Origin of the sequence: Streptomyces sp. NPDC087901, from assembly GCF_044742205.1 — a bacterium.
Classification (GTDB): Bacteria; Actinomycetota; Actinomycetes; order Streptomycetales; family Streptomycetaceae; genus Streptomyces.
In genome coordinates, this window is sequence record NZ_JBIUUC010000001.1 from 301,108 (window position 1) to 327,361 (window position 26,254).

Consider the following 26,254-nt stretch of genomic DNA (forward strand, 5'->3'; position numbering starts at 1 on the left):
GAAGGCAGATGGGCTGGGTGTGACGGTCGCCGTGCACGCGCAGGCCCCGAGCCTGACCGTACGGTGTGCGGCCCGGTCATCTCGCAGCCGGCTGCCGATCAGTTCCCGTCGCCCTCGACGTTGGCGACCATCCTGCGCAGCACCTTGAGCGCGGCCACGTACTCCTCGTCACTGATGCCGTCGTGGACCACGGCCCGCAGCCCGGTCACCAGCTCGCGCAGCCGCACTCTGGCCGCCTCCCCGGCATCGGTGAGGCGCAGGAGCTGCCCGGCGTCGATCGAGAGCCAGCCGCGGTGGATCAGCTGGTCGACGGCCCGCGCGATCTCGTGCCGCCCGTCCGCGAGGGGGGTCAGCTGACTGACCACCTCCTCGCGGCTCGGCGCCGCGGGCCCGCCGTTCACTCGGTTCAACACCCAGTACTGCGGCTGCGTGACGTCGATCCTGGCCATGGCGTCACGCAGATGCCGGGTGACGGCCGAGTGCGCGAGGCCGCTCCAGTAACCGATGGGCTGGGTGGCCAGCATGTCGTCGGTGGCGGTCGGATCAGCCGGCGCCTGGTCGGTGGTGCCAATCGGCGGTCTCATGACGGCGACGCTACATCGCGCAGGCCCGGCGCACAGGGATCGCCGGACGGCCCTCAGCGGGCCGCTGCGAAAGCGTCGACACCCGTGAGGCCGGCCGACAACGCCCAGAGGCGCGCGGCCTGTTCGGGATCGGTGGCGTGTGCGTGCACGCCGCCCTCCGAGCCGTCGCCGGCCGGCTCGGCGATGTCGCAGTCCTCGCAGTACACGCCGCCCATGCCCGCAAGCTGGGGGGAGGCCGCCGCCCAGACCTGCGTCGCCGCGCCCTGCCGGGGGGTCTTGAAGGTGGGATCGGTCGGGGTGCCGTTCTCGTCGATCCAGCCCGCGTCGACCATGTCCGCCTTGGCGAGGTGGCGTTGGAGCGGGGTGAGGATGCTGCCCGGATGCACGGCGAACGCCCGGACTCCGGCGTCGCGGCCGAGTGCGTCGAGGTGGACGGCGAACAGCACGTTCGCCGCCTTCGCCTGCCCGTACGCCTCCCACCTGTCGTAGCCGCTCTCGAAGTGCACGTCGTCCCAGCGCATGCCCATGCCGTGGGCGCCGGAGGACACGGCGACCACGCGCGCACCACCGTGGGCGATCGCCGGCCAGAGACGGTTGATCAGCGCGTAGTGACCGAGGTGGTTGGTGGCGAACTGCGCCTCCCACCCCGGGCCGACCCGCGTCTCGGGGCAGGCCATGATCCCGGCGCTGTTGATCACGATGTCGATCTCGCGCCCGGAGGCCAGGAACCGTTCGGCGAACCCGCGGACGCTTTCGAGGTCGGCCAGGTCGAGGTCGTCGGTCTCCACGCCGTCGATGCCCTCGACCGCTTCCTGAGCGACCGCCCGTCGCCGGGCCGGGACGATGACGTGGGCTCCGGCAGCCGCCAGAGCGCGCGTCGCCTCCAGGCCGAGTCCCGAGTAGCCGCCGGTGACGATCGCGGTGCTGCCGGACAGGTCGATCCCGCTCAGGACGTCGTCCGCGGTGCTGCGGGCACCGAAGCCTGATCCGGTCTTGTGCTGAGGTGTTGTCATGAGGGGGACGCTAGATGTTGAACCGCGCTCTAACGCAAGGGCAGTTGGCGTCGGGCAGTTGACGTCGGACGCCCGGCGTTCCGCCGATGAAGCCGGCGGGGCGCTGCGGGGGCGTCCGTCCGCCGGCGTGCGTGAGTGCCCTGCGGCCCTGCGGGCCTGTGTGCGTGCTCGTGCGCGAGTCACCTCTGCCGCAGGGCGAGCCACAACTCCGTACGTACGTCCATGTCGTCCAGGTCCACCCCCAGCAGCACCGCGCATCGCGCGATGCGCTGGCGGACGGTATTGCGGTGGACGGACAGGGCCACCGCCGTACGGTCCCAGCTGCCGTTCAGGGAGAGCCAGCAGCGCAGGGTCTCGGCGAGCGGCGCGGTGAGCGGGGCGAGGAGGGTGCGGGCACGGGCGGCCGCCGGGCCGGGCGGGAGCAGGGCGGCGAGGCCGGAAACCGGCTCGTCCACCGCCAGTGGGGTGCGGGTCGCCTCCGCCCGGCCGAGTGCGCGCGCGGCCTGGGTGTCGGCGGTGTCCAGGGCGTCGGCCGGGGCGGGGGCCGAGGCGCCGAGCGTCCAGCCCGGCTGCGGGGTGATCCGGTCGCCGCCGGGGACCAGGACCCGTACCGCCTCGCCGCCCCGGCCCGCGTCCACGAGCGCCGAGCCCAGGGCCGCGCCGAGCGCGCCCGCCGTGAGCGGGTCCACCGCTTCGCCGCCGCTGCGGCGCGCGTGCACCACCGTCCACCGCCCGTCGCCGCCCAGCAGCGGCGCGACCCCGGCCGGGTCCGCGCCGAGGAGCAGCCGGACCAGCGCCGCCGAGCGGTCCGCCGCGTCGGCGCCCTGGTGCGGGGCGGTCAGCAGGGAGAGCAGGACGACGGCGACCCCGGCGATGGTGTGGTCGCCCGGCTCGCGGTGGTCCGTGGCCAGGGTCAGGGCGAGCCCCTGCCCGCCGCCCAGTGCGTACGCGGACAGGTGGGCGGGGCCCAGCGTGTCGGTGGCCGAGGTGGGGGCGGGGGCGGGGTGGACTGCGGGGGCGACCACCCGGGAGAGCCTGGCCAGCGCCGCCCGCACCTCCGGGGCCGGCTGCCGGCCCGCCGCGTGCAGCTCCTCGCCGTCGGCTGACAGCAGGGCCGCCCGCCCCGACAGGCGGACCGCCAGCTGGTGCAGCACCGCGGGGATCGGGTCCGGCCGGGCCGCCGCCGTCGCCAGGGCCTGCTGGGCCCGGGTCACCCGGCGCAGCTCCCGGTGGCGGGCCTCGGCCATCAGCCCCCACACCGCCCGCGCGATCGCGGTGAACGGCGTCCCGGGCGGCACCTCCACCAGCGGCAGCGCGTGCCGGTCGCACGCCGCGACCAGCTCCGGCGGAACCGTGTCATGGACCGGGCGCACCCCGAAACCGAGCGCCGCCGCCCCCGCCTCCACCAGCCGGGCCACATAGGTGTCCGGGTCCGTGAGCAGCACCCCGGCGCTCAGCAGCAGCTCGCCGCCGAGCAGATACGGATACGGGTCCGCCATCTCCGAGGTGTGCACCCACAACAGCTCGGCGTCGGCCGGACCCGCGATCCTGCGGAGCCCGAGCTCCTCCAGGGCCAGCAGCCCGGTCAGCGGAACGGGCGGGGTGGGCGGTCCGGCGGGGGAGTCGGCCGGGGCGGGCGGGCCTGGGGGGACATCGGGCATGGATGTTTCATCCGTTCGGCGAGGTAAGAATGGATGAAACATACACTTCAGGGTTGCTGCCCCGACGCCTAGCGTCGTCAGCGGACCCGTGCGCGCGCTTCCGTGCCGTCGTGGGGGATCCGGCACACTCGAAACAGCGCGTCGCCGAAGGAACCGAAGGAAAGGCCCCCACCCCATGAGCAGCAACGAAACGCCGCGCGGCCCCGTCGACTCCTCCCGCGTCCCGCGGTACGCCGGGCCCGCGACGTTCGCCCGGCTGCCCCGCCTCGACGAGGTCGGCACGACGGACGTCGCCGTCGTCGGTGTGCCCTTCGACTCGGGCGTCTCCTACCGGCCCGGCGCCCGCTTCGGGGGCAACGCGATCCGGGAGGCCTCGCGGCTGCTGCGTCCCTACAACCCGGCGCAGGACGCCTCGCCGTTCGCCCTCGCGCAGGTCGCCGACGCAGGGGACATCGCCGCGAACCCCTTCAACATCAACGAGGCCGTCGAGACCATCGAGGCCGCGGCCGACGACCTGCTCGCAACCGGCGCCCGCCTGATGACGCTCGGCGGCGACCACACCATCGCGTTGCCGCTGCTGCGCTCCGTCGCCAAGAAGCACGGCCCCGTCGCGCTGCTCCACTTCGACGCGCACCTCGACACCTGGGACACCTACTTCGGCGCCGAGTACACCCACGGCACCCCGTTCCGCCGGGCCGTCGAGGAAGGCATCCTCGACACGTCCGCGCTCTCCCACGTCGGCACCCGCGGCCCGCTGTACGGCAAGCAGGACCTCACCGACGACGCCAAGATGGGCTTCGGCATTGTCACCTCCGCCGACGTGATGCGACGCGGCGTCGACGAGATCGCCGACCAGCTCCGCCAGCGCATCGGCGACCGGCCGCTCTACATCTCCATCGACATCGACGTGCTGGACCCGGCACACGCCCCCGGCACCGGCACCCCCGAGGCCGGCGGCCTCACCTCCCGCGAGCTGCTGGAGATCGTGCGCGGGCTGTCCTCCTGCAACCTGGTCTCCGCCGACCTGGTCGAGGTGGCCCCCGCGTACGATCACGCCGAGATCACCTCCGTCGCCGCCTCGCACACCGCGTACGAGCTGACGACGATCATGACCCGGCAGATTGCGGAGGCCCGCCAGAAGTGAGCCACGACCACCACGACGAGCGGCCCGAGCTCACCCCCGGCCAGATCGCCGCCGCGCTGAACCCGCCGCCCGGGCGCAACGGCGGCGACCTCGTCGTCGAGACCCTCCAGGGTCTCGGTGCGACCACCGTCTTCGGCCTGCCCGGGCAGCACGCCCTGGGCATGTTCGACGCGCTGCGCCGCTCGTCCCTCACCTACGTCGGCCTGCGCGTCGAGAACAACGCGGGCTTCGCCGCCGACGCCTACGGGCGCATCACCGGCGAGGTGGCCCCGCTCCTCCTGTCCACCGGACCCGGCGCCCTCACCTCGCTCGCCGCACTCCAGGAGGCGGCGGCCGCCTCCGCCCCGGTGCTGGCGATCTCGAGCCAGATCCCGACCGCGGGCCTGGGCGGCGGCCGCCACGGCTACCTGCACGAGCTGCGCGACCAGAAGGCGTCGTTCCGCGACATCGTGAAGTCCGTGCACACCGTCCGTACCGCCTCGCAGATCCCGTCCGCGATCGCCGCCGCCTGGGAGTCCGCGCTCACGGCCCCGCACGGCCCGGTCTGGATCGAGATCCCGCAGGACGTGCTCATCACCGCCACGACGCTCCCCGTCGTGACCGCGATGGACGCCACCCCGCGCGAGGTGCACGCCCGCCCCGAGCTCATCGCGGTGGCAGCCCACCTGCTGTCGAACGCGGAGCGTCCGGCGATCATCGCGGGCGGCGGAGTCGTACGCTCCGACGCGTCCGGCAAGCTGCGCGCCCTCGCGGAGAGGGTCGGCGCGCCGGTCGTCACCACCTACGGCGGCAAGGGCGCCTTCCCATGGGAGCACCCGCTCTCGCTCCAGTCCTGGATCGAGGACCGGCACACGACGGACTTCCTGGAGGACGCCGACGTTCTGCTGGTCGTCGGCTCCGGCCTCGGTGAACTCTCGTCGAACTACTACACCTTCGCCCCGCGCGGCCGGGTCGTGCAGATCGAGGCCGACGCCGGGAAGCTGGAGTCCAACCACCCGGCCCTCGGCATCCACGCCGACGCCCGCGACGCACTGTCCGACCTCCTCGAAGCGGTCAGCCCACGCGAGGACCCGGCCGCCGCCGAGCGCGTCGCAGCGGTGCTCGGCCGGGTTCGGGACCGGATCGCCGCCCAGGAGCTCACCCTCGAACAGCACCTAGTCGCCGGGATCCGAGCATCCCTGCCCGACACGTCCCCCAGCTTCTGGGACATGACGATCCTCGCCTACTGGGCCTGGGCCGCCTTCGACGCCCGCCGCCCCAACACCATGCACTCCGCCCAGGGCTCCGGCGGCCTCGGCTACGCCTTCCCCGCGGCCATCGGCGCGGCCGCCGCCGACGTGACCAAGCCGGTCCTCGCGGTCTCCGGCGACGGCGGCGCCATGTACTCGATCGCGGAACTCGCCACCGCCCGTCAGTACGACCTCCCGGTCACCTGGCTGATCGTCGACGACGGCGGCTACGGCATCCTGCGCGAGTACATGACCGATGCGTTCGGCGAGACCAGCGCGACGGAACTGTCCCGCCCGGACTTCGTCGCCCTCGCCGAGTCCTTCGGCGTCCCCGCGGTCCGTACGAGCCCGGAGACGCTCGCCGACGACCTGGCCAAGGCGATCGCCCAGCCCGGCCCCTCGGTCGTCGTGCTCCCGGCCCTGCTCAGGATGTTCGAGCCGACGCACCTGTAGGGCGCCCGCGCACCGCGCCCGGGGCCTCCGGGCCGCACCCATGGCGTTCAGCCGGGCACGTACGACTCTCCGGCCGCCCGCGAGCCCGCTTCGGCGGGCAGGCGGGCAGGCGGGCAGGCGGCAGGCGGGCAGACCGCAGGACCTACGCCCAAGGTCCCGTATTTGTTGCAGCGGGATGAAATCCGCAGTCCACCGCGTTGGTGCCTTCCGTCGGAGCAGGTAGATCGGGAGGCACCGGGTGTCGGACGCAGGGGAGCAAGGGAGCGGCGGGCAGCCGGGCGGCTGGGCACGGAGGCTGTGCGGTTACGCCTGGCGCTACCGGCGCAACGTGCTGCTCGCCCTCGGCTCGTCGCTCGCCGGAATGGCGGTGATGGCCCTCGTCCCCCTGGTCACCAAGGTGATCATCGACGACGTGGTCGTCGGCCACACCCGGTCCCTGGCCGTCTGGACCGGACTGCTGATCGTCGCGGCCGCGCTCGTCTACGTCTCCACCTACATCCGCCGCTACTACGGCGGCCGGCTCGCCCTCGACGTCCAGCACGACCTGCGGACCGAGATGTACGGGACGATCACCCGCCTCGACGGCAGGCGCCAGGACGAGCTCTCCACCGGGCAGGTCGTCGGCCGCGCCACCAGCGACCTCCAGCTGATCCAGAGCCTGCTGTTCATGCTCCCGATGACCATCGGGAACGTGCTGCTCTTCCTCATCTCCCTGGTGATCATGGCGTGGCTCTCGCCGCTGCTGACCCTCATCGCCGTCGCCGTCGCCCCCGCCCTCTGGTTCATCGCCCGCCGCTCCCGCACCCGCCTCTTCCCCGCCACCTGGTACGCCCAGTCGCAGGCCGCTGCCGTCGCCGGAGTCGTCGACGGGGCCGTCTCCGGCGTCCGCGTCGTCAAGGGCTTCGGGCAGGAGGAGCAGGAGACCGGCAAGCTGCGCGAGGTCGGGCGCAGGCTCTTCGCGGGCCGGCTGCGCACCATCCGCCTGAACTCCCGCTACACCCCCGCCCTCCAGGCCGTCCCCGCCCTCGGCCAGGTCGCCATGCTGGCCCTCGGCGGCTGGCTCGCCACCCGCGGCGAGATCACGCTGGGTACGTTCGTCGCGTTCTCCACCTACCTCGCCCAGCTCGTCGGCCCGGTCCGGATGCTCGCCATGGTCCTCACCGTGGGCCAGCAGGCCCGTGCCGGTGTGGAGCGCGTACTCGAACTGATCGACACCGAGCCGTCCCTGCAGGACGGCACCAAGGAGCTCCCGGCCGACGCCCCCGCCAGCGTCGAGTTCGACGACGTGCGCTTCGGTTACGACGAGTCCCGCCCCGTCCTCGACGGCTTCTCGCTGACCATCGAGCCCGGCGAGACCGTCGCCGTCGTCGGCGCGTCCGGCAGTGGCAAGTCCACCGTCTCGCTGCTGCTGCCCCGGTTCTACGACGTGACGCACGGCGCCGTCCTCGTCGGCGGACACGACGTGCGCGAACTGACCCTCGACTCGCTGCGGGCCGCCATCGGACTCGTACCGGAGGACAGCTTCCTGTTCTCCGACACCATCCGCGCCAACATCGCCTACGGGCTCCCCGGCGCCACCGACGAACAGATCGCCCAGGCCGCCCGCTCCGCCCAGGCCGACCGGTTCATCGCCGAGCTGCCCGCCGGCTACGACACCAAGGTCGGCGAGCACGGGCTCACCCTCTCCGGCGGCCAGCGTCAGCGCGTCGCACTCGCCCGCGCCATCCTCACCGACCCCCGGCTGCTCCTCCTCGACGACGCCACGTCCGCCGTCGACGCCCGCGTCGAGCACGAGATCCACGAGGCGCTGCGGCAGGTCATGGCCGGCCGCACGACCCTGCTGATAGCCCACCGCCGCTCCACCCTGGGCCTCGCGGACCGGATCGCCGTCCTGGAGAACGGCAGGCTCGCCGACATCGGCACCCATGAGGAGCTGGAGCGCCGCTCCGCGCTCTACCGGCGCCTGCTCACCGACCCTGACGAGCTGGGCGGCACCTCGCCCGGCCATCAGGCAGCCACGGTTACGGACCCCGCCGACGACCGTGCACTCCAGGAGGAGATCGACGCCGAGTTCGACGCCGAGCGCGGCATCACCCCCGAGCTGTGGGTCCGCAAGGAGGAGGAGCGCGAGACCGACGCGGCCGGCACACCCGCCACCCCCGAGCTCCTCGCCCAGGTCGAGTCCCTGCCCCCGGCGACCGACACCCCGGACATCGACGAGGCCCGCGCCGTGCACGCCGAGGAGTCCTACGGACTCCGCCGGCTGCTGCGCGGCTTCGGGCTGCCGCTGCTGGTGAGCCTGGCACTGGTGGCCGTGGACGCCGGGGCGGGCCTGCTGCTGCCGGTGCTGATCAGGAACGGCATCGACGAGGGAGTCACCCAGCTGGCGCTCGGCGCGGTCTGGACCGCCTCGGCCTTCGGCCTCCTGGTCGTGCTCGTGCAGTGGGCGGCTCAGGTCGGCGAGACCCGCATGACGGGCCGCACCGGCGAGCGGGTGCTCTACTCGCTGCGGCTGAAGATCTTCGCGCAGCTCCAGCGTCTCGGCCTGGACTACTACGAGCGTGAACTGACCGGCCGGATCATGACCCGGATGACGACCGACGTGGACGCCCTGTCCACGTTCCTCCAGACCGGTCTGGTCACGGCCTTCGTCTCCGTCGTCACGTTCTTCGGCATCATGGTCGCGCTGCTGGTGCTCGACGTGGAGCTGGCCCTGGTCGTCTTCGCGACCCTGCCGGTCCTCGTCGTCGGTACGTTCTTCTTCCGCCGCAAGAGCGTCAAGGCGTACGAGCTGGCCCGTGAGCGCATCGGCGTCGTCAACGCCGACCTCCAGGAGTCCGTCTCCGGTCTCCGCATCGTGCAGGCCTTCCGCCGCGAGCAGGACGGCGCGGACCGGTTCGCCGCGCGCAGCGACCACTACCGCGAGGCCCGGGTCCGCGGCCAGTGGCTGATCTCCGTGTACTTCCCGTTCGTGCAGCTGCTGGCGGCGGTGGCCGCCGCCGCCGTGCTGATCGTCGGCGCGGGCCGGGTCGACAACGGCACGCTCACCACCGGTGCGCTGGTCGCCTATCTGCTCTACATCGACCTGTTCTTCGCGCCCGTGCAGCAGCTCTCGCAGGTCTTCGACGGCTACCAGCAGGCCACCGTCTCCCTCGGCCGCATCCAGGAACTCCTCCAGGAGCCGGCGTCCACCACCGACCGGAACGAACCGCTGGACGTGCTGTCGCTGCGCGGTGAGATCGCGTTCGAGGACGTGTCCTTCGCGTACGGCGGCGAGGAGGCGGCGCTCACCGGCATCGACCTGCACATCCCGGCCGGGCAGACGGTCGCGTTCGTCGGCGAGACCGGCGCGGGCAAGTCCACCCTCGTCAAGCTCGTCGCCCGCTTCTACGACCCGACGGGCGGCCGGGTCACCGCGGACGGCACCGATCTGCGCGACCTCGGCCTCACCGCGTACCGGCACCGGCTCGGGGTCGTGCCGCAGGAGGCGTACCTCTTCGCCGGCACGGTGCGCGACGCCATCGCGTACGGGCGGCCGGACGCCACCGACGCCGAGGTGGAGGCGGCGGCCCGGGCGGTCGGCGCGCACGACATGATCGCCACCCTGGACGGCGGCTACCTCCACGAGGTCGCCGAACGGGGCCGCAACCTCTCGGCCGGCCAGCGCCAGCTGATCGCGCTCGCCCGCGCCGAGCTCGTCGACCCGGACGTCCTGCTGCTCGACGAGGCCACCGCCTCCCTGGACCTCGCCAGCGAGGCCCTGGTCAACCAGGCGACGGACCGCCTCGCCGGCCGGCGCACCACTCTCGTCGTCGCCCACCGCCTCACCACCGCCGCCCGTGCCGACCGGGTCGTGGTGATGGACCACGGCCGGGTCGTGGAGGACGGCACCCACGACGAACTCCTCGCCCAGGACGGGCACTACGCCGTGCTGTGGCGCACCTTCATAGGGGAGGACGAGCCCGCCGGGGTGTGAACCGGCGGGTCCCCGCTGCGGCTTCGGTCACTCGCGGATGCCGGAGATCCTTCCGGTCGCCAGGTCCGACTGCACCTTCAGATACGTGTAGGTGGGGTCGGTCTCCGAACCCCAGGTGAGCCGGACCGTCGACCAGGTGTGGCCGGCGCCGCTGTCGCCCCCGGTGACCCGGAAGCCGGCCGGGGTGTTCTGGGCGCGCAGCACACCGTCGGCGTGGTTGGCCGCCTCCCAGTCGTTCAGCTCGGCGCGCAGGCCGGACGTCAGGTAGAAGTCCCGCAGCGAGGCGGCCAGTCCGCCGCCGTCCCCGTTGGCGACCGCGTCGATGTAGGCGCCGTAGAAGTGGGCGACCTGCTGGTACGCCGGGGCGGCGAGTCCGCTGCGGGCCGTCGCCGCGACCGGTGCGCCCGGAGTGACCGCAGCGGTGGCCGGGACGGCGGCCACCGCGGTCAGGAGAGCGGCGGCGAGCAGCGTGCGGCCGATGACGAGCCGGCCACGGGGGCGCCCGGAGGTGCGGAGTCGGGTCATGGCGGTTCCTGCCCTTCGTGCGGGTCTGTCCTGTCGGGCCCATCGTGTGCCGGTCCGGCTGCGCGGAATGCGGACCGCGCCGGGTGCAACCTCCGGATGGCCTCCCGCGTCGTACGCAGGTACACGTGTGCACGTACAAGCGTGGGGTAGGGGCACGGACGTTCGATGAGGCGATGGGGCTGCTGGTGACCAGAGGGACCGCACGACATGGTGGGCGCACGGTACGCGGGGTCCCGTCCCGCCTGCTCGCCCTTGCTCTGACGACCGCCCTCGCGCTCGTCGTCGGCGGCGTGGAGGCGAGCAGTGCCGACGCCGCCTCGGTGTGCGCCGGACGGCCCGCCAAGACGGTCAAGTTCGCGACGGGAGAGCTGCGCGTCTACCGGACGCGCGGCTACGCCTGCGCCACCGCCGTCGCGTCCAAGCCCGGCAAGCGCCGCCGGATGTCCGTACAGATCCAGGCCCGCGGCGGCCGGCCCGTCGTCGACAGCGGCGGCTTCACCCACCGGGCCGGACCGGTGACCGTCCACGCGCTGAACCGGTGCGTCCGGGCCTCGGGGACGATCGCGGGGAAGACCGGAACCACGGACTGGATCCTGTGCTGACCGGGTGACCCGAGCGCATGCCCTGGCAACAGGGTCTGGTGGTGCAGGTATTGCCCCGCTAGGTTCACGACGTCTGTTGTGAATCATGGGGAGGGTGTAAATGCGTAAGGCGCTCAGAGGGTTCCTGTCGCTCGCGGTGCTCATCGGCACAGTGAGTGCGACGGGTGCTTCGGCCGGAGCGGCCACCGCCGCAGAACCGGCCGCGGTCCGTACCGCAGTCAGTGACAGCGGTACGAGCACGGACATCAAGGACCGCATCCTGGCCATCCCGGGAATGAGTCTCATCGAGGAGAAGCCGTACGAGGGGTACCGCTACTTCATCCTCAACTACACCCAGCCGGTCGACCACCGGCACCCGTCCAAGGGCACCTTCCAGCAGCGCATCACCCTGCTGCACAAGGACACCTCCCGCCCGACGGTCTTCTACACCAGCGGCTACAACGTCTCCACCAACCCCAGCCGCTCGGAGCCGACCCGGATCATCGACGGCAACCAGGTCTCGCTGGAGTACCGGTTCTTCACCCCGTCGCGCCCGGCGCCCGCCGACTGGTCCAAGCTCGACATCTGGCAGGCAGCCAGTGACCAGCACCGGGTCTTCACCGCGCTGAAGCGGATCTACTCCAAGAACTGGCTGACCACCGGCGGTTCCAAGGGCGGCATGACCGCCACGTACTTCGAGCGCTTCTACCCGAAGGACATGGACGGCGTCGTCGCGTACGTCGCTCCCAACGACGTGGTCAACAAGGAGGACTCGGCGTACGACCGGTTCTTCGCGAACGTGGGCACCAAGGAGTGCCGCGACCGGCTGGAGGGCGTGCAGCGCGAGGCGCTGGTCCGCCGGGAACCGCTGGAGCGGAAGTACGAGCAGTACGCCGCCGACAACGGCTACACCTTCACCACCGTCGGCACCCTCGACAAGGCCTACGAGGCCGTCGTCATGGACTACGTCTGGGCGTACTGGCAGTACAGTCTGCTCGCCGACTGCGACACCATCCCGGCCGACGCCAAGACCGCCACCGACCAGGCGATCTGGGACTCGATCGACTCGATCTCCGGCTTCTCCGCCTACGCGGACCAGGGCCTGGCGAACTACACGCCGTACTACTACCAGGCCGGCACCCAGCTCGGCTCGCCGGACATCGAGCAGCCCTGGCTCGGCGGGCTCAGCCGCTACGGCTACCAGCCGCCGCGCAACTTCGTGCCGAGCTCCATCCCGATGAAGTTCCAGCCCTCGGCGATGCGCGACGTCGACACCTGGGTGAAGCACCACGCCAGCCACATGCTGTACGTGTACGGGCAGAACGACCCGTGGGGCGCCGAGCGCTTCCGGCTCGGTGCGGGCGCCCGTGACAGCTATGTCTTCACGGTGCCCGGCGGCAACCACGGCTCGAACGTCGCAGGTCTGGCCCCGGCGGAGAACGCCACGGCCACCGCGGCGATCCTGCGCTGGGCGGGCGTCGCCCCGGCCGCCGTCCAGGCGGACCCGGCGAAGGCCAAGCCGCTCGCGAAGTTCGACGCACGGCTCGACAAGAAGGACCTGACGACCGAGCACCGGCTCGGCACCAGGCGCCCGTAGCGGAACCCCGCGCCGGCGGCCGGCCCGTTCAGGGGCCGCCGCCGGCGCGGGAACCGTCCAGGTCGTGTCCGCGAAGTCCCGCCCGCCCTCCGGGCGGACGGCGATCCTTCGCGGACACCGCCTAGTACGTCAGCCCGTAGCCCACCGGGTACAGCACCTGCGCGGGATCGTCCGCGCGCTGCACCGGCACCGGCAGCGTCCCCTCCGGCTCGGCCCGGCCCGCGATCACCCGGGCGGCCGCCCGCAGTTCGACGTCGGTCCAGGAGTACGAAGCCAGGCTCGCCGCGTATCCGGTCCCGGCCAGCCGGGCGATGTCGTACGGGTTGCGGATCGCGACCGTGATCACCGGGACGCCGGTCGCCGCCAGCTCGCTCACCAGGGTCCGCTGCGAACTGGTCGCCGTGACGTTGTACGTCCCCACGACCACCGCGTCCTTGCCCTGCGCGGCCGCCACCGCCGCGTCGATGGCCGCCCTGGTCGGGGCGGTGCCGGTGGACAGGGCCGTGGCCGTGTACCCCAGCTCGTTGAACGCCTCGGCCAGGGTGGTGGTCGGCGGCCCCGTCGTACCGGACGGTGAGGCCGGATCGGCGCCCACCACCAGCAGGTTCTTGTGGGAGCGGCGCGAAAGCGGCAGCAGCGCACCGGGGTTGTCCAGCAGCGTGGTCGTGTGCTCCGCGATCCGGTCGGCGGCCGCGAGGTGCGACCGGGTGCCGACGGTACGGTCCACGCCCCGGTGGGTGACGAACGGGTCGTCGAACAGACCCAGCTTCGTCTTCAGCCGCAGAATGCGCAGGATCGATTCGTCGAGGCGGGCCTCGCTGACCTCGCCGCCCTTCACGGCCGCCAGGAGGGCGTTCCAGGACACCTCCAGGCTCGGCGGGTTGAGCAGCTGGTCGACGCCCGCCTGCAGGGCGAGCACCGGCACCCGCTCGTCGCCGTACTTCGTCCGTACGCCCTCCATGCCGAGCGAGTCGGTGACCACGACGCCGTCGTAGCCGAGCTCCTCGCGCAGGATGCCGGTGAGGATGGGCTTGGACAGGGTCGCCGGGTCCTCCGCCGGGTCGAGCGCGGGCACCACGATGTGCGCCGTCATGATCGAGTCGATGCCCGCGGCGATCGCCGCCCGGAACGGCGGCTCGTCCAGCTCGGCCCACTGCTCACGGGTGTGGGTGATCACCGGCAGGCCGGTGTGGCTGTCGGTGCTGGTGTCGCCGTGGCCGGGGAAGTGCTTGGCCGTGGAGGCGATCCCGGAGCTCTGGTACCCCTTCACCTGGGCGGCGACCATCCCGGCGACGGACTGCGGGTCGGAGCCGAAGGAACGGACACCGATCACCGGGTTGGCCGGGTTGACGTTGACGTCCGCGTCCGGGGCGTAGTTCTGCCGGATGCCGATCGCGGCCAGTTCGGCGCCCGCGATCTGCCCGGCCCGCCGCGCGTCGGAACGCGAACCGCCCGCGCCCAGCGCCATCGCGCCCGGCATCAGCGTGGCGGGCTCGCCGACCCGGCACACGATGCCGTGTTCCTGGTCGGTGGAGATGAGGAGCGGCAGGGCGTTGGCGCCCGCCAGGCCGGCCCGCTGGATGCCGTTGGAGAGATCGGCGATCTGGTGCGGGTCACGGGTGTTGTGCGCCCACGCGAAGTAGATGATGCCGCCCACGTGGTACTTGGCGATCATCTCGGCGGCGGTGCGCACCCCGATCTCGGCGAGGTTGGCGTCGATGTCCGCCTGGTCGGGCTCGGTCGCGGAGTGCCCGTAGACCCGCATGACGAAGAGCTGGCCGACCTTCTCCTCCAGGCTCATCCGGGAGATGAGCCGCTTCAGCCGTCGAGTCGTGGCGGCGGAGGTATGGCTGCTGCTGCTTGCGGACTTCTGGGCGGCGACGGCGCCGGGGGCGACTGCCATACCCGCAGCCGCCGCGACAGCCGTGGCTGCGGTGGCGGTGAGGAGGGTGCGTCTGGAGGTGCGGTCGTGCACGTGAGCTCCTTCGGCCGTACTCGGTGACGAGAGGTGGTGAAAGCAACTGTGCTGAAAGAAACTTCCAAGGATCACGGATATCCAGAAAATAACTTCCGGTCAAGGGTCCGGACCATTTTGAGCGCGTCCCGGCGCAGGGCGGACCGCCCCGGCTACCGCAGCCCCACACCCGCTCCGTGCGCCTGAAGTGCCGAGACGGCCGCGGTGATCGCCGGACGGCGCGCCGCCTCCGTACGCCACAGCGCGTACAGCCGCCGCACCGGTACGGGGTCGATCCGCACCGCCACCACCCCGTCGGGCAGCGGCCCGCGGCCCAGCCGGGGGATCATCGCGACGCCGAGACCGGCCGCGAGCAGGGCGAGTTGGGTGTGGTTCTCCTCGGCCTGGTGGCGGATGTCCGGCTCGTAGCCCGCCGTGCGCAGCGTCCGTACGAGCCAGTCGTGACAGACGGTCCCCGGCGGCTGGCAGATCCACCGCTCCCTCGCCAGTTCCTCGCGCCGCACCCCGTCCCGGCCCGCGAGCCGATGTCCCGCCGGCACCAGCAGATCGCAGCGGTCGTCCCCGATCACCGCCTGCGCCACGCCCTCCGGGGCGGGCAGCGGGGCGATGTCCCAGTCGTGCGCGACGGCCAGGTCGATCACGCCCTTGGCCACGAGGTCGACGGAGAGGTGCGGGTCGACCTCCGTCAGCCGTACGTCCACCGCCGGGTGCTCGCGGTCCAGCTCCGCCAGCACCCCGGGCAGCAGCCCGCGCGCCGCCGAAGCGAACGCGCCGATCGACAGCCGCCCCGTCGGCAGCCCCCTGCGCTCCTCCAGCGAAGTCTCGGCGCGCTCCACGATCGCAAGCAACTCCTGTGCGGCGGCGGCCAGATGGACCGCCTCCTCGGTCAGTGCGACACCGCGGCCACGGCGCTCCAGCAGCGTCGTGCGGGTCTCCCGCTCCAGCTTGGTGATCTGCTGCGAGACCGCCGACGGGGTGTAGCCGAGAGCGGCGGCGGCGCCCGCGACGGAGCCGTGGACGGAGATGGCGTGCAGTGCGCGCAGCCGGGCGAGATCGAGCACCGGAGCCTCCGGGGTTCCTTTGGCGCATGAGCCGTTGTTCCGTCGGTTCATGGGCCATTCATTAGCAACGCTCAATTTCACCATGAAGAAATCCGCGCTGGTGCTACATGGTCCGCGCACGCGATCCTCGGTGCATGCGTCCCCTCCACATCGCCCTGGCCGTTCTGGTGGCCGCCCTCTGGGGTGTCAACTTCGTCGTCATCGAGCTCGGGCTCGACCACTTCCCGCCGCTGCTCTTCTCCGCCCTGCGCTTCCTGGTCGCGGCGCTGCCCGCGGTCTTCTTCGTCGGCAGGCCCAAGGTCGCGTGGAGGTGGATCGTGGGGGTGGGGCTGGCGCTGGGCGTGGCCAAGTTCGGCTTGCTGTTCATCGGCATGGACCGGGGGATGGGCGCCGGGCTCTCCTCCCTGGTCCTTCAGGTGCAGGCGGTCTTCACCGCGATCCTCGCGGCACTCGTGCTGGGTGAACGGCCGGGGAAGGTCCGGGTGCTGGGGATGGCGGTGGCCCTCGCCGGTATCGGGGTCGCCGCCGTCGACGAGGGGGCGAGCGGGCCCGTGCTCGCGTTCGTCCTGGTGATCGCGGCGGCGGCCTGCTGGGGTGTGTCGAACGTCCTGACCCGCAAGGCCGCCCCGCCCGACTCGCTCAACTTCATGGTCTGGGTCTCGACCGTGCCCGTCCTGCCGCTGCTCGGACTCTCCCTGCTCTTCGAGGGCTGGGACCGCGACCGGGACGCGCTCGCCGCGCTCGACTGGAGCGGCGCCGGAATCATCGTCTACGTCGCCTGGGTCGTCACGATCTTCGGCTTCGGGGCGTGGGGCTTCCTGCTGAGCCGCTACCAGGCCTCGTCCGTGGCCCCGTTCACCCTGCTCGTGCCGGTCTTCGGGATGTCGTCGGCCGCGCTGCTGCTCGACGAGTCGGTGAGCCCGCTGCGGTGGTGCGCGGCGGCGCTGCTGGTCGGCGGGGTGGCCCTGACCTCGCTCGCGGGGGCGCGGCGCCCCCGCGAGTCCGTTCCGGAGCCGGTCCCCATGCCACTCTGACGAGCTCGTGCACGATAGGCATCGCCGCAGTTCAGCAGCTTGCGTCGTCGCCCAGCCCGAGCCGTTGGCTTGTACGGATGCAGCGAGGGTTCCTGTCGTGCACGAGGTTGTGGGCCGTGTCCGCGAAGTCCCGCCCGGCCTGCGGGGTCCGGCACGGACTCTCGCGGCGCTGCCGGAATGCCCGAGCAGCCTCTGCTACCAGGGCACTCCGGCGCTGTGTGAGAGCGAGCACCGGACGCCGCAGGCCCAGCCCTCGGGCGGACGACGCCGCTTCGCGGACGCTTCCTAGTCCTTGGGTGCACCCAGCCGCAGCAGGTGCTCGCGCCCCGCGCTCAGTAGTCCGGGCAGCTCCGCAGCCTGCGGGTGCCAGCGCTTCTCGTACTCCCAGCAGACCCAGGCGTCCGCGTCCAGGGTGTCCAGGCACTCCCGCAGCGGCAGCACCCCCGCGCCCAGGGCCACCGGCGTGGTGTCCTCGGTGGAGGCGATGTCCTTCACCTGTACGTATCCCAGGTGCGGGGCCAGTACCGCATGGCTCGCCACCGGCTCCTCACCCGCCAGCCAGGTGTGCATGATGTCCCACAACGCGCCGATGCTCCCGTGCCCCACCGTGCCGACCACCCGGGCCACATCGACCCCCGCGCGGTGCGAGTCGTGGGTCTCCAGCAGGATGCGTACATCCATGTCGGCGGCGTACGGGGCTGCGGCGGCCAGCCGGCGGGCGGCGGTCGCGTCGGCCGTGGCGGGGTCCTGGTCGCCGCCGCCCGGGAAGACCCGGACGTGGTCCGCGCCCAGGTCGTGGGCCAGCTCGATCAGCCCGGCGAGCTCGTCCAGCACCGGCTGGTCGTCGCCCTCGGCGGCAGCCCGTACATAGCCGGCCACGGTCAGGATCTCGACCCCGCCCCGCTTGAACTCCTGCACCACATCGGCCCGTTCGGCCTTCGACAGCCCGGGATGCACCGGCTCCTCGGGGTGGGCGCGCAGCTCCACCCCCTGGTAGCCGTGCTCGGCGGCCAGCCGGACGACCTCGGATACCGGCAGTCCCGGCACCCCGAGAGTGGAGAAAGCGAGCTTCACGTGCGTGTCCCTTCCGTCGGTATGTGCCCCTGCACCGTACGGACCGGGGCATGTCCGACGCGTACCCGGTCCCGGCGGCCCGACTCACGGGCCGGTGCGGGCCGTCACCTCCGGGGCGCAGCTGTCGATCCCCGGCCCCGGCCCCGGCCCCGCGGGTGATTCACCCTCGGGGTGCGGCCGTCGACCCCCGCACCATCAACTCGGCGGCGATCGTCGCGATGCCGCCGGGCGGCGGGGTCTCCTTGCCGGTCGCCAGCCGGCCCGCCCGGGCCCCCGCCTCGACGAGCGGCAGCCGTACGGTCGTCAGGGCCGGGACCACGTCCACCGAGAACGGCAGGTCGTCGAAGCCGGCCACCGAGATGTCCTCGGGGATGCGCAGTCCGCGGTCGCGGATCGCCGCCGCGGCACCGAGGGCGACCGTGTCGTTCGCCGCGACGACGGCCGTGATCTCCGGTTCGCGGCGCAGGAGTTCGACCGTGGCGTCGTAGCCGGACCGGCGGTCGTAGGAGCCGTGCACGGTGAGCCGTTCCTCGTCGCCCACGAGCCCCACGGCCTTCATCGCGTCGCGGTGGCCCTCCAGCCGGTGGCGGGTCGTGGTGCGTTCGACCGGGCCCGCGACATAGCCGATGTCGCGGTGGCCCAGCGAGAGGAGATGCTCGGTGAGGCGCCGGCCGCCGCCCCGGTTGTCGAAGGCGAGTGCGGCCACCACGGAGGCGTTGTCCGGCAGCGGGGGCCGCCCGCACAGCACCACCCGGGTGCCCGCGTCCGCGAGTTTCGCCAGCTTCGCGGACATCGCGGCCTGGTGGGCCGGGTCCTCGACCGCGCCGCCGGTGAGGACGACCGCGGCGGCGCGCTGGCGCTGGAGCAGGGTGAGGTAGGTGAGTTCGCGTTCCGGGGTGCCGCCGGTGTTGCAGACGATCGCGAGCTTCTCGCCGCCGGCCCGGCCCGATCCGTCGCCCGGACCGCCGATCTCCGTCTGGGCCGCGCCCGCCATGATCCCGAAGAAGGGGTCGGCGATGTCGTTGACCAGGATCCCGATCAGGTCGGACGTGGCCGCCGCGAGCGAACTCGCGGGCCCGTTGAGCACGTAGTCCAGGTCGTCCACCGCACGCAGGACCCGCTCCCGGGTGGACGCCGCCACCGGGTAGTTGCCGTTCAGCACGCGGGAGACGGTGGCCGGGGACACCCGGGCGCGAGCCGCCACGTCCGCCAGGGTGACTGTCATCGCATTCCTCCGAGGAGTGATGAGGGGGAGTGGACCAAACCAATCAGCGCGCCCCCTCTTGTCCAGGCCGCTGTCGGCAGGCTAGCGTCATACCGCATAGAAAGCGCTTGCTACGGCTGTATGGAGGAACTTTCGTGACACGCAGGACAGTGCGCATCGCCATGAACGGCGTCACGGGTCGCATGGGATACCGGCAGCACCTGGTGCGCTCGGTCCTCGCGATCCGCGAGCAGGGCGGCCTCGATCTCGGCAACGGCGACGTGCTGTGGCCCGAACCGGTCCTCGTCGGCCGCCGCGCCCACGCGCTGGAGGAGCTCGCCGAGCGCCACGGTCTGACCGAGTGGTCGACCGACCTCGACGCGGTCCTCGCCGACGACACCATCGACATCTACTTCGACGCCCAGGTCACCTCGGCCCGCGTCGAGGCGATCAAGAAGGCCGTCGCGGCGGGCAAGCACATCTACACCGAGAAGCCCACCGCCACCGACGTCGAGGGCGCCCTCGACCTCGCCCGCCTCGCCCGGGACGCCGGCATCAAGCACGGCGTCGTCCAGGACAAGATCTTCCTGCCGGGCCTGCTGAAGCTGAAGCGCCTCATCGACGGCGGCTTCTTCGGCGAGATCCTCTCCGTGCGCGGCGAGTTCGGCTACTGGGTCTTCGAGGGAGACTGGCAGGAGGCCCAGCGTCCCTCCTGGAACTACCGTTCCGAGGACGGCGGCGGCATCGTCGTCGACATGTTCCCGCACTGGGAGTACGTGCTCCACGAGCTGTTCGGCCGGGTCACCACCGTCCAGGCGCACGTCCAGACGCACATCCCCGAGCGCTGGGACGAGCACGGCAAGCCGTACGCCGCGACCGCCGACGACGCCGCGTACGGCATCTTCCAGCTGGAGAGCGGCGCGGTAGCCCAGATCAACTCCTCCTGGACGGTCCGCGTCAACCGCGACGAACTCGTCGAGTTCCAGGTCGACGGCACGCACGGCTCCGCCGTCGCGGGCCTGCGCAACTGCCGCGTCCAGCACCGCTCGGCCACCCCCAAGCCGGTCTGGAACCCCGACCTCCCGGTCACCGAGTCCTTCCGTGACCAGTGGCAGGAAGTCCCCGACAACGCGGTCTTCGACAACGGCTTCAAGGCCCAGTGGGAGCTGTTCCTCCGCCACATCGTGCTCGACGAGCCCTACACCTGGGACCTGATGGCCGGCGCCCGCGGCGTCCAGCTCGCCGAGCTCGGTCTCAAGTCCTCCGCCGAAGGCCGCCGTTACGACGTCCCGGAGCTGAACCTGTGACGCAGCCCCGCGCCGCCGCCGTACCCACCCCCGCCGTACCCGTTCCCGTCCCCGTCGCACCGGAGTGGACACGATGACGATCCACCTCCCGCAGGGGCCGTACGAGCCCCGCGCCACCCTGCTCGACCTCGCCCCGGGCGGCGCGCCCCTGGCCTCCCGCACGGTCTTCTCCGCCGCCCACGTCGTCGCCGACCCGTACGCCGACATCAGCCCCGACTCACCGGCAGCCGTCGACTGGGACGCCACCCTCGCCTTCCGCCGCCACCTCTGGTCGCACGGCCTGGGCGTCGCCGAGGCCATGGACACCGCCCAGCGCGGCATGGGCCTGGACTGGGCCGGCGCGGCCGAGCTGATCCGCCGCTCGGCAGCCGAGGCCGAGTCCGTCGGCGGTGCCATCGCCTGCGGCGTCGGCACCGACCAGCTCCCCGCGGGCCCGGCCACGCTCGCCGAGGTGCGGTCCGCGTACGAGGAGCAGCTCGCTCTCGTCGAGGAGAGCGGCGCCCAGGCCATCCTGATGGCCTCCCGCGCACTCGCCGCCGCGGCGAAGAGCCCGCAGGACTACCTGGAGACGTACGCCCATCTCCTCCGCCAGGCCACCGAACCGGTCGTCCTGCATTGGCTGGGCCCGATGTTCGACCCCGCCCTGGACGGCTACTGGGGCTCCGCCGACCTCGACAAGGCCACCGACACCTTCCTCCAGGTCATCGCCGAGCACCCCGACAAGGTCGACGGCATCAAGATCTCCCTCCTCGACGCGGAGCGCGAGATCGACGTCCGCCGCCGCCTCCCGAGCGGGGTGCGCTGCTACACCGGGGACGACTTCAACTACCCCGAACTGATCGCCGGCGACGACCGCGGCTTCAGTCACGCCCTGCTCGGAATCTTCGACCCCCTCGGCCCGCTGGCCGCGCACGCGGTACGGGTCCTGGACACGGGCGACGCGAAGGGGTTCCGTGAACTCCTGGACCCGACCGTCGAGTTGTCCCGCCACCTCTTCCAATCACCCACCCGCTACTACAAGACGGGCGTGGTGTTCCTCGCCTGGCTGGCCGGCCACCAGGACCACTTCACGATGGTGGGCGGACTGCAGTCGGCCCGTTCACTGCCGCATCTGGCGAAGGCGTACGAACTGGCGGACCGCCTGGGCCTGTTCCCCGACCCGGAACTGGCCGAGTCGCGGATGCGCGCCCTGCTCACCGTGCAAGGAGGCTCCCGATGACCGACACCCCTACCGACATCTCCCGGCTCTCCATCAACCAGGAGACCATCAAGCAGTGGTCGCTGCCCGAGCTCGCGGAGGGCTGCGCGAAGGCGGGCATCGACAAGGTCGGCCTGTGGCGGGCCCCCGTCCAGGAGTACGGAGTCGAGCGCGCGGCGCAACTCCTCTCGGATTCCGGCCTGTCCGTGACCAGCCTCTGCCGGGGCGGCTTCTTCACCGCCCTCGACCCGGCCGAGCGGGCCCGCGCCCTGGACGACAACCGCGCGGCGCTCGACGAGGCGGCGGGCCTGTCCACGGACACCCTGGTCCTGGTCTCGGGCGGCCTCCCGGAGGGCAGCAAGGACCTGTACGGCGCCCGCGAACGCATCGCTGACGCACTGGCCGAACTGGCCCCCTACGCGGCCGAACGCGGCGTACGCCTGGCCATCGAGCCGTTGCACCCGATGTTCGCCTCGGACCGCTGCGTCGTCTCCACCCTGTCCCAGGCCCTGGACATCGCGGAACGCTTCCCGGCCGACCAGGTGGGCGTGGTCGTCGACACTTACCACCTCTGGTGGGACGACCAGGCTCCCACCCAGATCGCCCGCGCGGGAGCGGGCGGCCGCATCCACTCGTTCCAGCTGGCCGACTGGATCACCCCGCTCCCGGCGGGCGTCCTGCTGGGCCGTGGCCAACTCGGCGACGGCAGCGTGGACTTCCGCGCCCTCCGCACGGCAGTGGAGGCCACCGGCTTCGACGGCCCCATCGAGGTGGAGATCTTCAACGAGGACCTCTGGGCCCGCGACGGCGCCGAGGTCCTGGCGGAGGTCGCCGCCCGGTACGTGGAGCACGCCTGCTGAGTCCGTAGATCCGGTCGCTGCGGCCTCCCAGGCAAAGAGATTGCCAAGGCGTACAACCCTTGAGCACCCTGCCGCGTCATATCTCCCGTCGGACGCTTCCGGGGAGGGATCCGGGGGGATTGGGAAGCTCCGACCGAGGGGGAAAGCGAGTGGGGTCCGGTCGAGAGACCGGGCCCCGTTTCGCTGTCCGCACAGCCTCACACACCGGGTGGCCGCTGGGCTTCCGCCGTGTTGGCCACGGCAGCGGCGATGCAGTGAACGAGTCGCTGTGACCGGCGCCGTCGCAACGGCCTTCAGACGACGTCGAATTCGTTGCCCTCGGGGTCCTGCATGGCGGCGGCGTAGAGCCCCGTGTCCGGCTCATCCTTGATCCGCAGCACGGTGGCACCTGCTTTGACCAGCCGCTCGACCGTAGCCTTGACCCGCTGAGTGCGGACGTCCAGTGGGATGTCACGGCCCCCACCGACCTTCAGGTCGAAGTGCCACCGGTTCTTGGCGACCTTTTGCTCCGGAACCTGCTGGAACCACACCCTCGGCCCACATCCCGCGGGATCGATGACGGACTCCGGGATATCTCCGGCGCCGGCCGGCAACTCCGCCTCGGGCACCCCCACCGCCGCCCAGTAGGCACGCCACGTGGCGTGCCCGCCCGGTGGAGGCTCGGGCACGTAGCCCAGGGCCTCGGCCCAGAAAGCCACCATTCTCTGCGGATCGAGCAGTCGATCGTCAGCTGCACTGTCATCTCCATACCCGGAGCATCCCAGGCAGGTCTGACAGACGATCCACCTTCGCAACGACCCTAGGAGTGGCAGGCGCACAAGGCCAGGTCATCGCCGATGCGTGGGCCTTGCGTGCGCTCCCGGGGCTGCGCGCTGCGAGAGGTGGCCCTCCCTCGAGCTGGGTACGCGCACCTTCCCGCAGGGTTCCTGAGGGCTCTTACGCGGGAGTTCCCGGGTGTCGCCGGGACGTGTTTCTTCACGGGCTCAGAGCGTGCCATGGCGTCGGGCCTGCCCTCATGAACGAAGGTCAGGGGCCGCCTCCGCCGGCCATGGGCGTCGCGCGACGAAGACGAACTCCCGGCCCGGCCGGTCGGGTGCGTCGCGTACGTCCTCCACCGTGAACCCCTGCGCGGTCAGGTCCTTCTCGACCTCCTGCCGCTCGCGGAACCGCAATGTCGACTCCGACGTGAGCACCTGCCCGTCCACCGCGAATGCGCAGGTCCCACGGAACGTCACCAGCGGCCCGTTCACCTCGATGACCTCGACCCAGCTCTCGACCGCTCCGACCCCCGGGACCTCCGTCACCTTGTACGAGGCCTCACGGGTCCACTCCTCCCAGGCGCGCACGGCCGGGACGCGGGTCTCGAACACCAGGCACCCGCCCGGCCGCAGGGCTTCGTACGCCGACCGAAGGGTCGCCCGCCATGCCTGCGGATCGGCGATCGCCTGCGCGACGTTCGCCGTCATGGTCGCGAGATCGGCCTGGAGCGGCAGCACCGCAGCAGCGTCCCCGTCGACCCACCGGACCTGCCCGGCCCCCGGCTTGGCCCGAGCCACGTCGACGGAGGCACGAGCGGGGTCCACTCCGACGACCTCGATCCCACGCTCGGCCAGCAGCAACGCGAACACACCCGTCCCGCACCCGATGTCCAGCACGCGCCGAGCCCCGAACTCCTCGGCGATCCGGAGATAGACGTCGAGGTCACCACGGTCCGGGTCCAGCGGGTCGTAGAGCGCGGCAAGCTGTGGGTCTCCGTAGCACGCGTCAGTCATGAGGCCGAAGATACGGGGACCCGGACGCGGATCACCACCGGATTCGGGGCCGGCGAGAGTCTCGCGCTCGCGGTCGGGGGACGCGGACGCCCAAGGGGCGGTCGCCCTCATTTGCGTGATGCCTGAGTCTGACGTGGATACGTCGAAGGGGTATGGCCAACTGGTCCTGGGGCTACATGTGTTGGGGGGGAACCAGAACCTGGATTCGGCTGGGTGCAACCGGGAGTTGATGGTGACGGTCTTCTACCCGGCACGCTCGGCGAGCGGGCCATCGGCGGCGTACCTGACCGACGAGGAGGCGCAGCTCCTCCTGGAGGCGAGAGGTCTCGGCGGCGTCGTGCCCCACGCAACGGTTGCCGGGGCTTGTACTCACGCTCATGTGGGAGCTGCCCCGGCGCCGGGGCGACTCCCCTTGGTGCTGCTCTCCCCGGGCTTCTCGATGCCGCGCTCCACACTCACCTCGATAGCGGAGGAGCTCGCGAGGCGCGGCCATGTCGTCGCCTTGGTGGAGGGCCCGGGGCGTGGAGGCACCTGAACGGCCGGAAGCGCTGGCTGACCGTGGACGGTGCTGAACACTTCTCCTTCACGGACCTGCCCTATCTGGCAGGGCAGTTGGGCCTGTCGGACCCCGCCGTACCGCTCTCCGGGGAACGTGGGTGGCGCATCACCCGCGACTACGTATCAGCCTTCTTCGACCTTCACCTGCGAGGCATGGCGCAGCCACTCCTCGATGGCCCAGCGGCCGCGTATCCCGAGGTGGCGCTTCAGCAGCCGCGACGTGGCACCCGGCATTAGCGCGGCCGGCGTTCAGCGCGTCGCGGTCCCCTCCGGCGGGGGTGCGGGGACCAGGTTCCCCTCGTACGCCTCCCGCGCATCCCGCAACCGCGGCAGATGCTCCGCCGCCCACGCGCAGCAGGCGGCCATCGGCGCGAGCAACGTACGCCCGAGGGTGCTCAGTTCGTAGTCCACCCGGGGCGGGGTGCCGCCACCCACGGTACGGGTGACCAGGCCGTCCCGTTCCATCGACCGCAGCGTCTCCGTCAGCACCTTGGGCGTGATGCCGTGCAGCGGGACCTCCAGTTCGGAGAAGCGCCGGGGGCCGGTCTCCAGACACCTGATGATCTTCGGGGTCCATTTGCCGCCGATCCGGAACGGCGAGGTGTCATGGGAGCAGCCGGTGAACATTTCGGGATCAAGTGGTTGGATCACCCTGGCGAGCGTACGTAACTATCGTTGCGGAAACCATGGGGTGCGGGGCTAGCGTCCGCTGCATCGGCCGGCGGTCCGCGGGCCTTGGCGAGGGGAACCCCATGAGCAGCAGAATCGTCGTCTTCGGAGCCGGTGGACGTGCCGGAAGGCGTGCGGTCGCCGAGGCTGTGGCGCGCGGGCATCAGGTCACCGCGGTCGTGCGGGACGTGGCCGCGTACAAGGGGCCGACCGGCGACCACGTCAGCGTCGTCGCCGGTGATGTCACCCGGGCGGAAAGCGTCGCCGAGGCCGCGGCAGGACACGACGCCGCGATCAACGCGGCCGGCCGCATGGACGTGCCGTCGCGGGACTTCTACGTGAGCGCGACGCGCGCCCTGCTCGACGGCCTGGCCCGGGCGGGCGTCGGCCGGCTGGTGCTCATCGGGATCGGGTCCGTACTGGAGACCGCACCCGGCGTGGCCGTCCACGACGCCCCCGGCTTCCCCGAGGAGGCACGGGCCTTCTCACTCGGTCATGCCGCCGAACTCGACGTGCTCCGCGCCGCCGAGACGGAGATCGACTGGCTCGTCATCGCCCCGCCGCCCGTGATGCTGGACGACGAGGCTCCCCGGACCGGCCGGTACCGGACGGGCGGCGGCGAGGTGATGGCCGACGGCGCCCCGTCCTTCTCCTACGCGGACCTGGCGGTCGCACTGATCGACGAGATCGAGACCCCGAAGAACCGACGCTCGATCACCGCAGTGGCCGGCTGACCGTACCCGGTACGGGCCGTCGCGGACACCGGCACGGTCAAGGTC

Annotated in this window: 21 protein-coding genes and 1 pseudogene; 11 read left to right on the top strand and 11 right to left on the bottom strand. The window is 72.0% G+C overall.

The annotated features are described in order from the left end of the window. Positions 1-98: 98 nt before the first annotated feature. From ACIOEW_RS01335 to ACIOEW_RS01345, 3 genes are all read right to left on the bottom strand, one after another. Positions 99-584, bottom strand: a complete 486-nt coding sequence (locus ACIOEW_RS01335) for a MarR family winged helix-turn-helix transcriptional regulator (RefSeq protein WP_401960318.1) — start codon at positions 582-584, stop codon at positions 99-101. 53 nt (positions 585-637) lie between these two features. Further along, complete coding sequence (locus tag ACIOEW_RS01340; protein ID WP_401960322.1) at positions 638-1,597, bottom strand: SDR family NAD(P)-dependent oxidoreductase; 960 nt, start codon at positions 1,595-1,597, stop codon at positions 638-640. Between the two features lie 179 nt (positions 1,598-1,776). Beyond that, positions 1,777-3,258, bottom strand: a complete 1,482-nt coding sequence (locus ACIOEW_RS01345; RefSeq protein ID WP_401960325.1) for a PucR family transcriptional regulator — start codon at positions 3,256-3,258, stop codon at positions 1,777-1,779. Positions 3,259-3,433: 175 nt separating this feature from the next. Between ACIOEW_RS01345 and speB the strand changes: the two genes are divergently transcribed. The 3 genes from speB to ACIOEW_RS01360 all read left to right on the top strand — a co-directional run bounded on the left by speB (position 3,434) and on the right by ACIOEW_RS01360 (position 10,060). After that, the gene (speB, locus tag ACIOEW_RS01350) at positions 3,434-4,402 is read left to right on the top strand and encodes an agmatinase (protein ID WP_362551665.1); all 969 of its coding nucleotides are present in this window, start codon (positions 3,434-3,436) and stop codon (positions 4,400-4,402) included. Further along, the gene (locus ACIOEW_RS01355) at positions 4,399-6,084 is read left to right on the top strand and encodes a thiamine pyrophosphate-binding protein (protein ID WP_401960328.1); all 1,686 of its coding nucleotides are present in this window, start codon (positions 4,399-4,401) and stop codon (positions 6,082-6,084) included. The genes speB and ACIOEW_RS01355 overlap by 4 nt, the downstream gene beginning before the upstream one ends. 238 nt (positions 6,085-6,322) lie before the next feature. Beyond that, complete coding sequence (locus ACIOEW_RS01360; RefSeq protein WP_401960331.1) at positions 6,323-10,060, top strand: ABC transporter ATP-binding protein; 3,738 nt, start codon at positions 6,323-6,325, stop codon at positions 10,058-10,060. Between the two features lie 27 nt (positions 10,061-10,087). Here the strand turns inward: ACIOEW_RS01360 and ACIOEW_RS01365 are convergent, their stop codons facing one another. Further along, positions 10,088-10,585 carry a hypothetical protein gene (locus tag ACIOEW_RS01365; protein ID WP_401960334.1) on the bottom strand — a complete coding sequence of 166 codons (498 nt, stop codon included), beginning with the start codon at positions 10,583-10,585 and terminating at the stop codon, positions 10,088-10,090. A gap of 185 nt (positions 10,586-10,770) precedes the next feature. Here ACIOEW_RS01365 and ACIOEW_RS01370 point away from each other — a divergent pair, with 185 nt between their 5' ends. Together ACIOEW_RS01370 and ACIOEW_RS01375 are read left to right on the top strand one after the other, a co-directional pair. Beyond that, positions 10,771-11,187, top strand: a complete 417-nt coding sequence (locus tag ACIOEW_RS01370; protein WP_401960336.1) for a hypothetical protein — start codon at positions 10,771-10,773, stop codon at positions 11,185-11,187. A 100-nt stretch (positions 11,188-11,287) separates the two neighbouring features. After that, the gene (locus tag ACIOEW_RS01375) at positions 11,288-12,763 is read left to right on the top strand and encodes a S28 family serine protease (protein ID WP_362551679.1); all 1,476 of its coding nucleotides are present in this window, start codon (positions 11,288-11,290) and stop codon (positions 12,761-12,763) included. Positions 12,764-12,884: 121 nt separating this feature from the next. Here ACIOEW_RS01375 and ACIOEW_RS01380 read toward each other — a convergent pair whose 3' ends face one another. Together ACIOEW_RS01380 and ACIOEW_RS01385 are read right to left on the bottom strand one after the other, a co-directional pair. After that, on the bottom strand, positions 12,885-14,738 hold the full coding sequence (locus ACIOEW_RS01380) for a glycoside hydrolase family 3 protein (RefSeq protein ID WP_401960339.1): 1,854 nt from the start codon (positions 14,736-14,738) through the stop codon (positions 12,885-12,887). Between the two features lie 152 nt (positions 14,739-14,890). Continuing rightward, positions 14,891-15,799, bottom strand: coding sequence for a LysR family transcriptional regulator (locus ACIOEW_RS01385; protein WP_401961484.1), 909 nt, complete (start codon positions 15,797-15,799; stop codon positions 14,891-14,893). A 134-nt stretch (positions 15,800-15,933) separates the two neighbouring features. On the opposite strand from ACIOEW_RS01385, the gene ACIOEW_RS01390 reads away from it, so the two are divergent. Further along, entirely contained in the window at positions 15,934-16,833 is a 900-nt protein-coding gene (locus ACIOEW_RS01390) for an EamA family transporter (protein WP_401960342.1), read from the top strand. 285 nt (positions 16,834-17,118) lie between these two features. Here the strand turns inward: ACIOEW_RS01390 and ACIOEW_RS01395 are convergent, their stop codons facing one another. Together ACIOEW_RS01395 and ACIOEW_RS01400 are read right to left on the bottom strand one after the other, a co-directional pair. Continuing rightward, on the bottom strand, positions 17,119-17,907 hold the full coding sequence (locus ACIOEW_RS01395) for a sugar phosphate isomerase/epimerase family protein (protein WP_401960345.1): 789 nt from the start codon (positions 17,905-17,907) through the stop codon (positions 17,119-17,121). Positions 17,908-18,067: 160 nt separating this feature from the next. Further along, the gene (locus ACIOEW_RS01400; protein ID WP_362551691.1) at positions 18,068-19,132 is read right to left on the bottom strand and encodes a LacI family DNA-binding transcriptional regulator; all 1,065 of its coding nucleotides are present in this window, start codon (positions 19,130-19,132) and stop codon (positions 18,068-18,070) included. A 134-nt stretch (positions 19,133-19,266) separates the two neighbouring features. On the opposite strand from ACIOEW_RS01400, the gene ACIOEW_RS01405 reads away from it, so the two are divergent. From ACIOEW_RS01405 to ACIOEW_RS01415, 3 genes are all read left to right on the top strand, one after another. Further along, positions 19,267-20,418, top strand: a complete 1,152-nt coding sequence (locus ACIOEW_RS01405; RefSeq protein WP_362551694.1) for a Gfo/Idh/MocA family oxidoreductase — start codon at positions 19,267-19,269, stop codon at positions 20,416-20,418. Positions 20,419-20,491: 73 nt separating this feature from the next. Continuing rightward, entirely contained in the window at positions 20,492-21,637 is a 1,146-nt protein-coding gene (locus ACIOEW_RS01410) for a dihydrodipicolinate synthase family protein (RefSeq protein ID WP_401960347.1), read from the top strand. Continuing rightward, entirely contained in the window at positions 21,634-22,476 is an 843-nt protein-coding gene (locus ACIOEW_RS01415) for a sugar phosphate isomerase/epimerase family protein (RefSeq protein WP_401960349.1), read from the top strand. Before ACIOEW_RS01410 ends, ACIOEW_RS01415 begins: the two co-directional genes overlap by 4 nt. A 293-nt stretch (positions 22,477-22,769) precedes the next feature. Here the strand turns inward: ACIOEW_RS01415 and ACIOEW_RS01420 are convergent. Together ACIOEW_RS01420 and ACIOEW_RS01425 are read right to left on the bottom strand one after the other, a co-directional pair. Next, positions 22,770-23,224 (bottom strand): annotated as a pseudogene (locus ACIOEW_RS01420) (VOC family protein). A 265-nt stretch (positions 23,225-23,489) separates the two neighbouring features. Continuing rightward, the gene (locus ACIOEW_RS01425; RefSeq protein WP_401960352.1) at positions 23,490-24,248 is read right to left on the bottom strand and encodes a class I SAM-dependent methyltransferase; all 759 of its coding nucleotides are present in this window, start codon (positions 24,246-24,248) and stop codon (positions 23,490-23,492) included. Positions 24,249-24,806: 558 nt separating this feature from the next. On the opposite strand from ACIOEW_RS01425, the gene ACIOEW_RS01430 reads away from it, so the two are divergent. Then, a complete protein-coding gene (locus tag ACIOEW_RS01430; protein WP_401960355.1) occupies positions 24,807-25,043 on the top strand; it encodes a hypothetical protein in 237 nt (78 codons plus the stop codon). A 12-nt stretch (positions 25,044-25,055) separates the two neighbouring features. Here ACIOEW_RS01430 and ACIOEW_RS01435 read toward each other — a convergent pair whose 3' ends face one another. Beyond that, positions 25,056-25,433, bottom strand: coding sequence for a winged helix-turn-helix transcriptional regulator (locus tag ACIOEW_RS01435; RefSeq protein WP_401961486.1), 378 nt, complete (start codon positions 25,431-25,433; stop codon positions 25,056-25,058). Between the two features lie 125 nt (positions 25,434-25,558). Here ACIOEW_RS01435 and ACIOEW_RS01440 point away from each other — a divergent pair, with 125 nt between their 5' ends. Next, a complete protein-coding gene (locus ACIOEW_RS01440; RefSeq protein WP_362551712.1) occupies positions 25,559-26,209 on the top strand; it encodes an NAD(P)H-binding protein in 651 nt (216 codons plus the stop codon). Positions 26,210-26,254: the final 45 nt, after the last annotated feature.

Coding starts and splice junctions, on each gene's coding strand:
- ACIOEW_RS01415 (WP_401960349.1), top strand. CDS start 21,634: ATGACCGACACCCCTACCGACATCTCCCGGCTCTCCATCAACCAGGAG.
- ACIOEW_RS01435 (WP_401961486.1), bottom strand. CDS start 25,433: ATGTTCACCGGCTGCTCCCATGACACCTCGCCGTTCCGGATCGGCGGC.
- ACIOEW_RS01340 (WP_401960322.1), bottom strand. CDS start 1,597: ATGACAACACCTCAGCACAAGACCGGATCAGGCTTCGGTGCCCGCAGC.
- ACIOEW_RS01365 (WP_401960334.1), bottom strand. CDS start 10,585: ATGACCCGACTCCGCACCTCCGGGCGCCCCCGTGGCCGGCTCGTCATC.
- ACIOEW_RS01410 (WP_401960347.1), top strand. CDS start 20,492: ATGACGATCCACCTCCCGCAGGGGCCGTACGAGCCCCGCGCCACCCTG.
- ACIOEW_RS01440 (WP_362551712.1), top strand. CDS start 25,559: ATGAGCAGCAGAATCGTCGTCTTCGGAGCCGGTGGACGTGCCGGAAGG.
- ACIOEW_RS01335 (WP_401960318.1), bottom strand. CDS start 584: ATGAGACCGCCGATTGGCACCACCGACCAGGCGCCGGCTGATCCGACC.
- ACIOEW_RS01425 (WP_401960352.1), bottom strand. CDS start 24,248: ATGACTGACGCGTGCTACGGAGACCCACAGCTTGCCGCGCTCTACGAC.
- ACIOEW_RS01390 (WP_401960342.1), top strand. CDS start 15,934: ATGCGTCCCCTCCACATCGCCCTGGCCGTTCTGGTGGCCGCCCTCTGG.
- ACIOEW_RS01375 (WP_362551679.1), top strand. CDS start 11,288: ATGCGTAAGGCGCTCAGAGGGTTCCTGTCGCTCGCGGTGCTCATCGGC.
- ACIOEW_RS01345 (WP_401960325.1), bottom strand. CDS start 3,258: ATGCCCGATGTCCCCCCAGGCCCGCCCGCCCCGGCCGACTCCCCCGCC.
- speB (WP_362551665.1), top strand. CDS start 3,434: ATGAGCAGCAACGAAACGCCGCGCGGCCCCGTCGACTCCTCCCGCGTC.
- ACIOEW_RS01400 (WP_362551691.1), bottom strand. CDS start 19,132: ATGACAGTCACCCTGGCGGACGTGGCGGCTCGCGCCCGGGTGTCCCCG.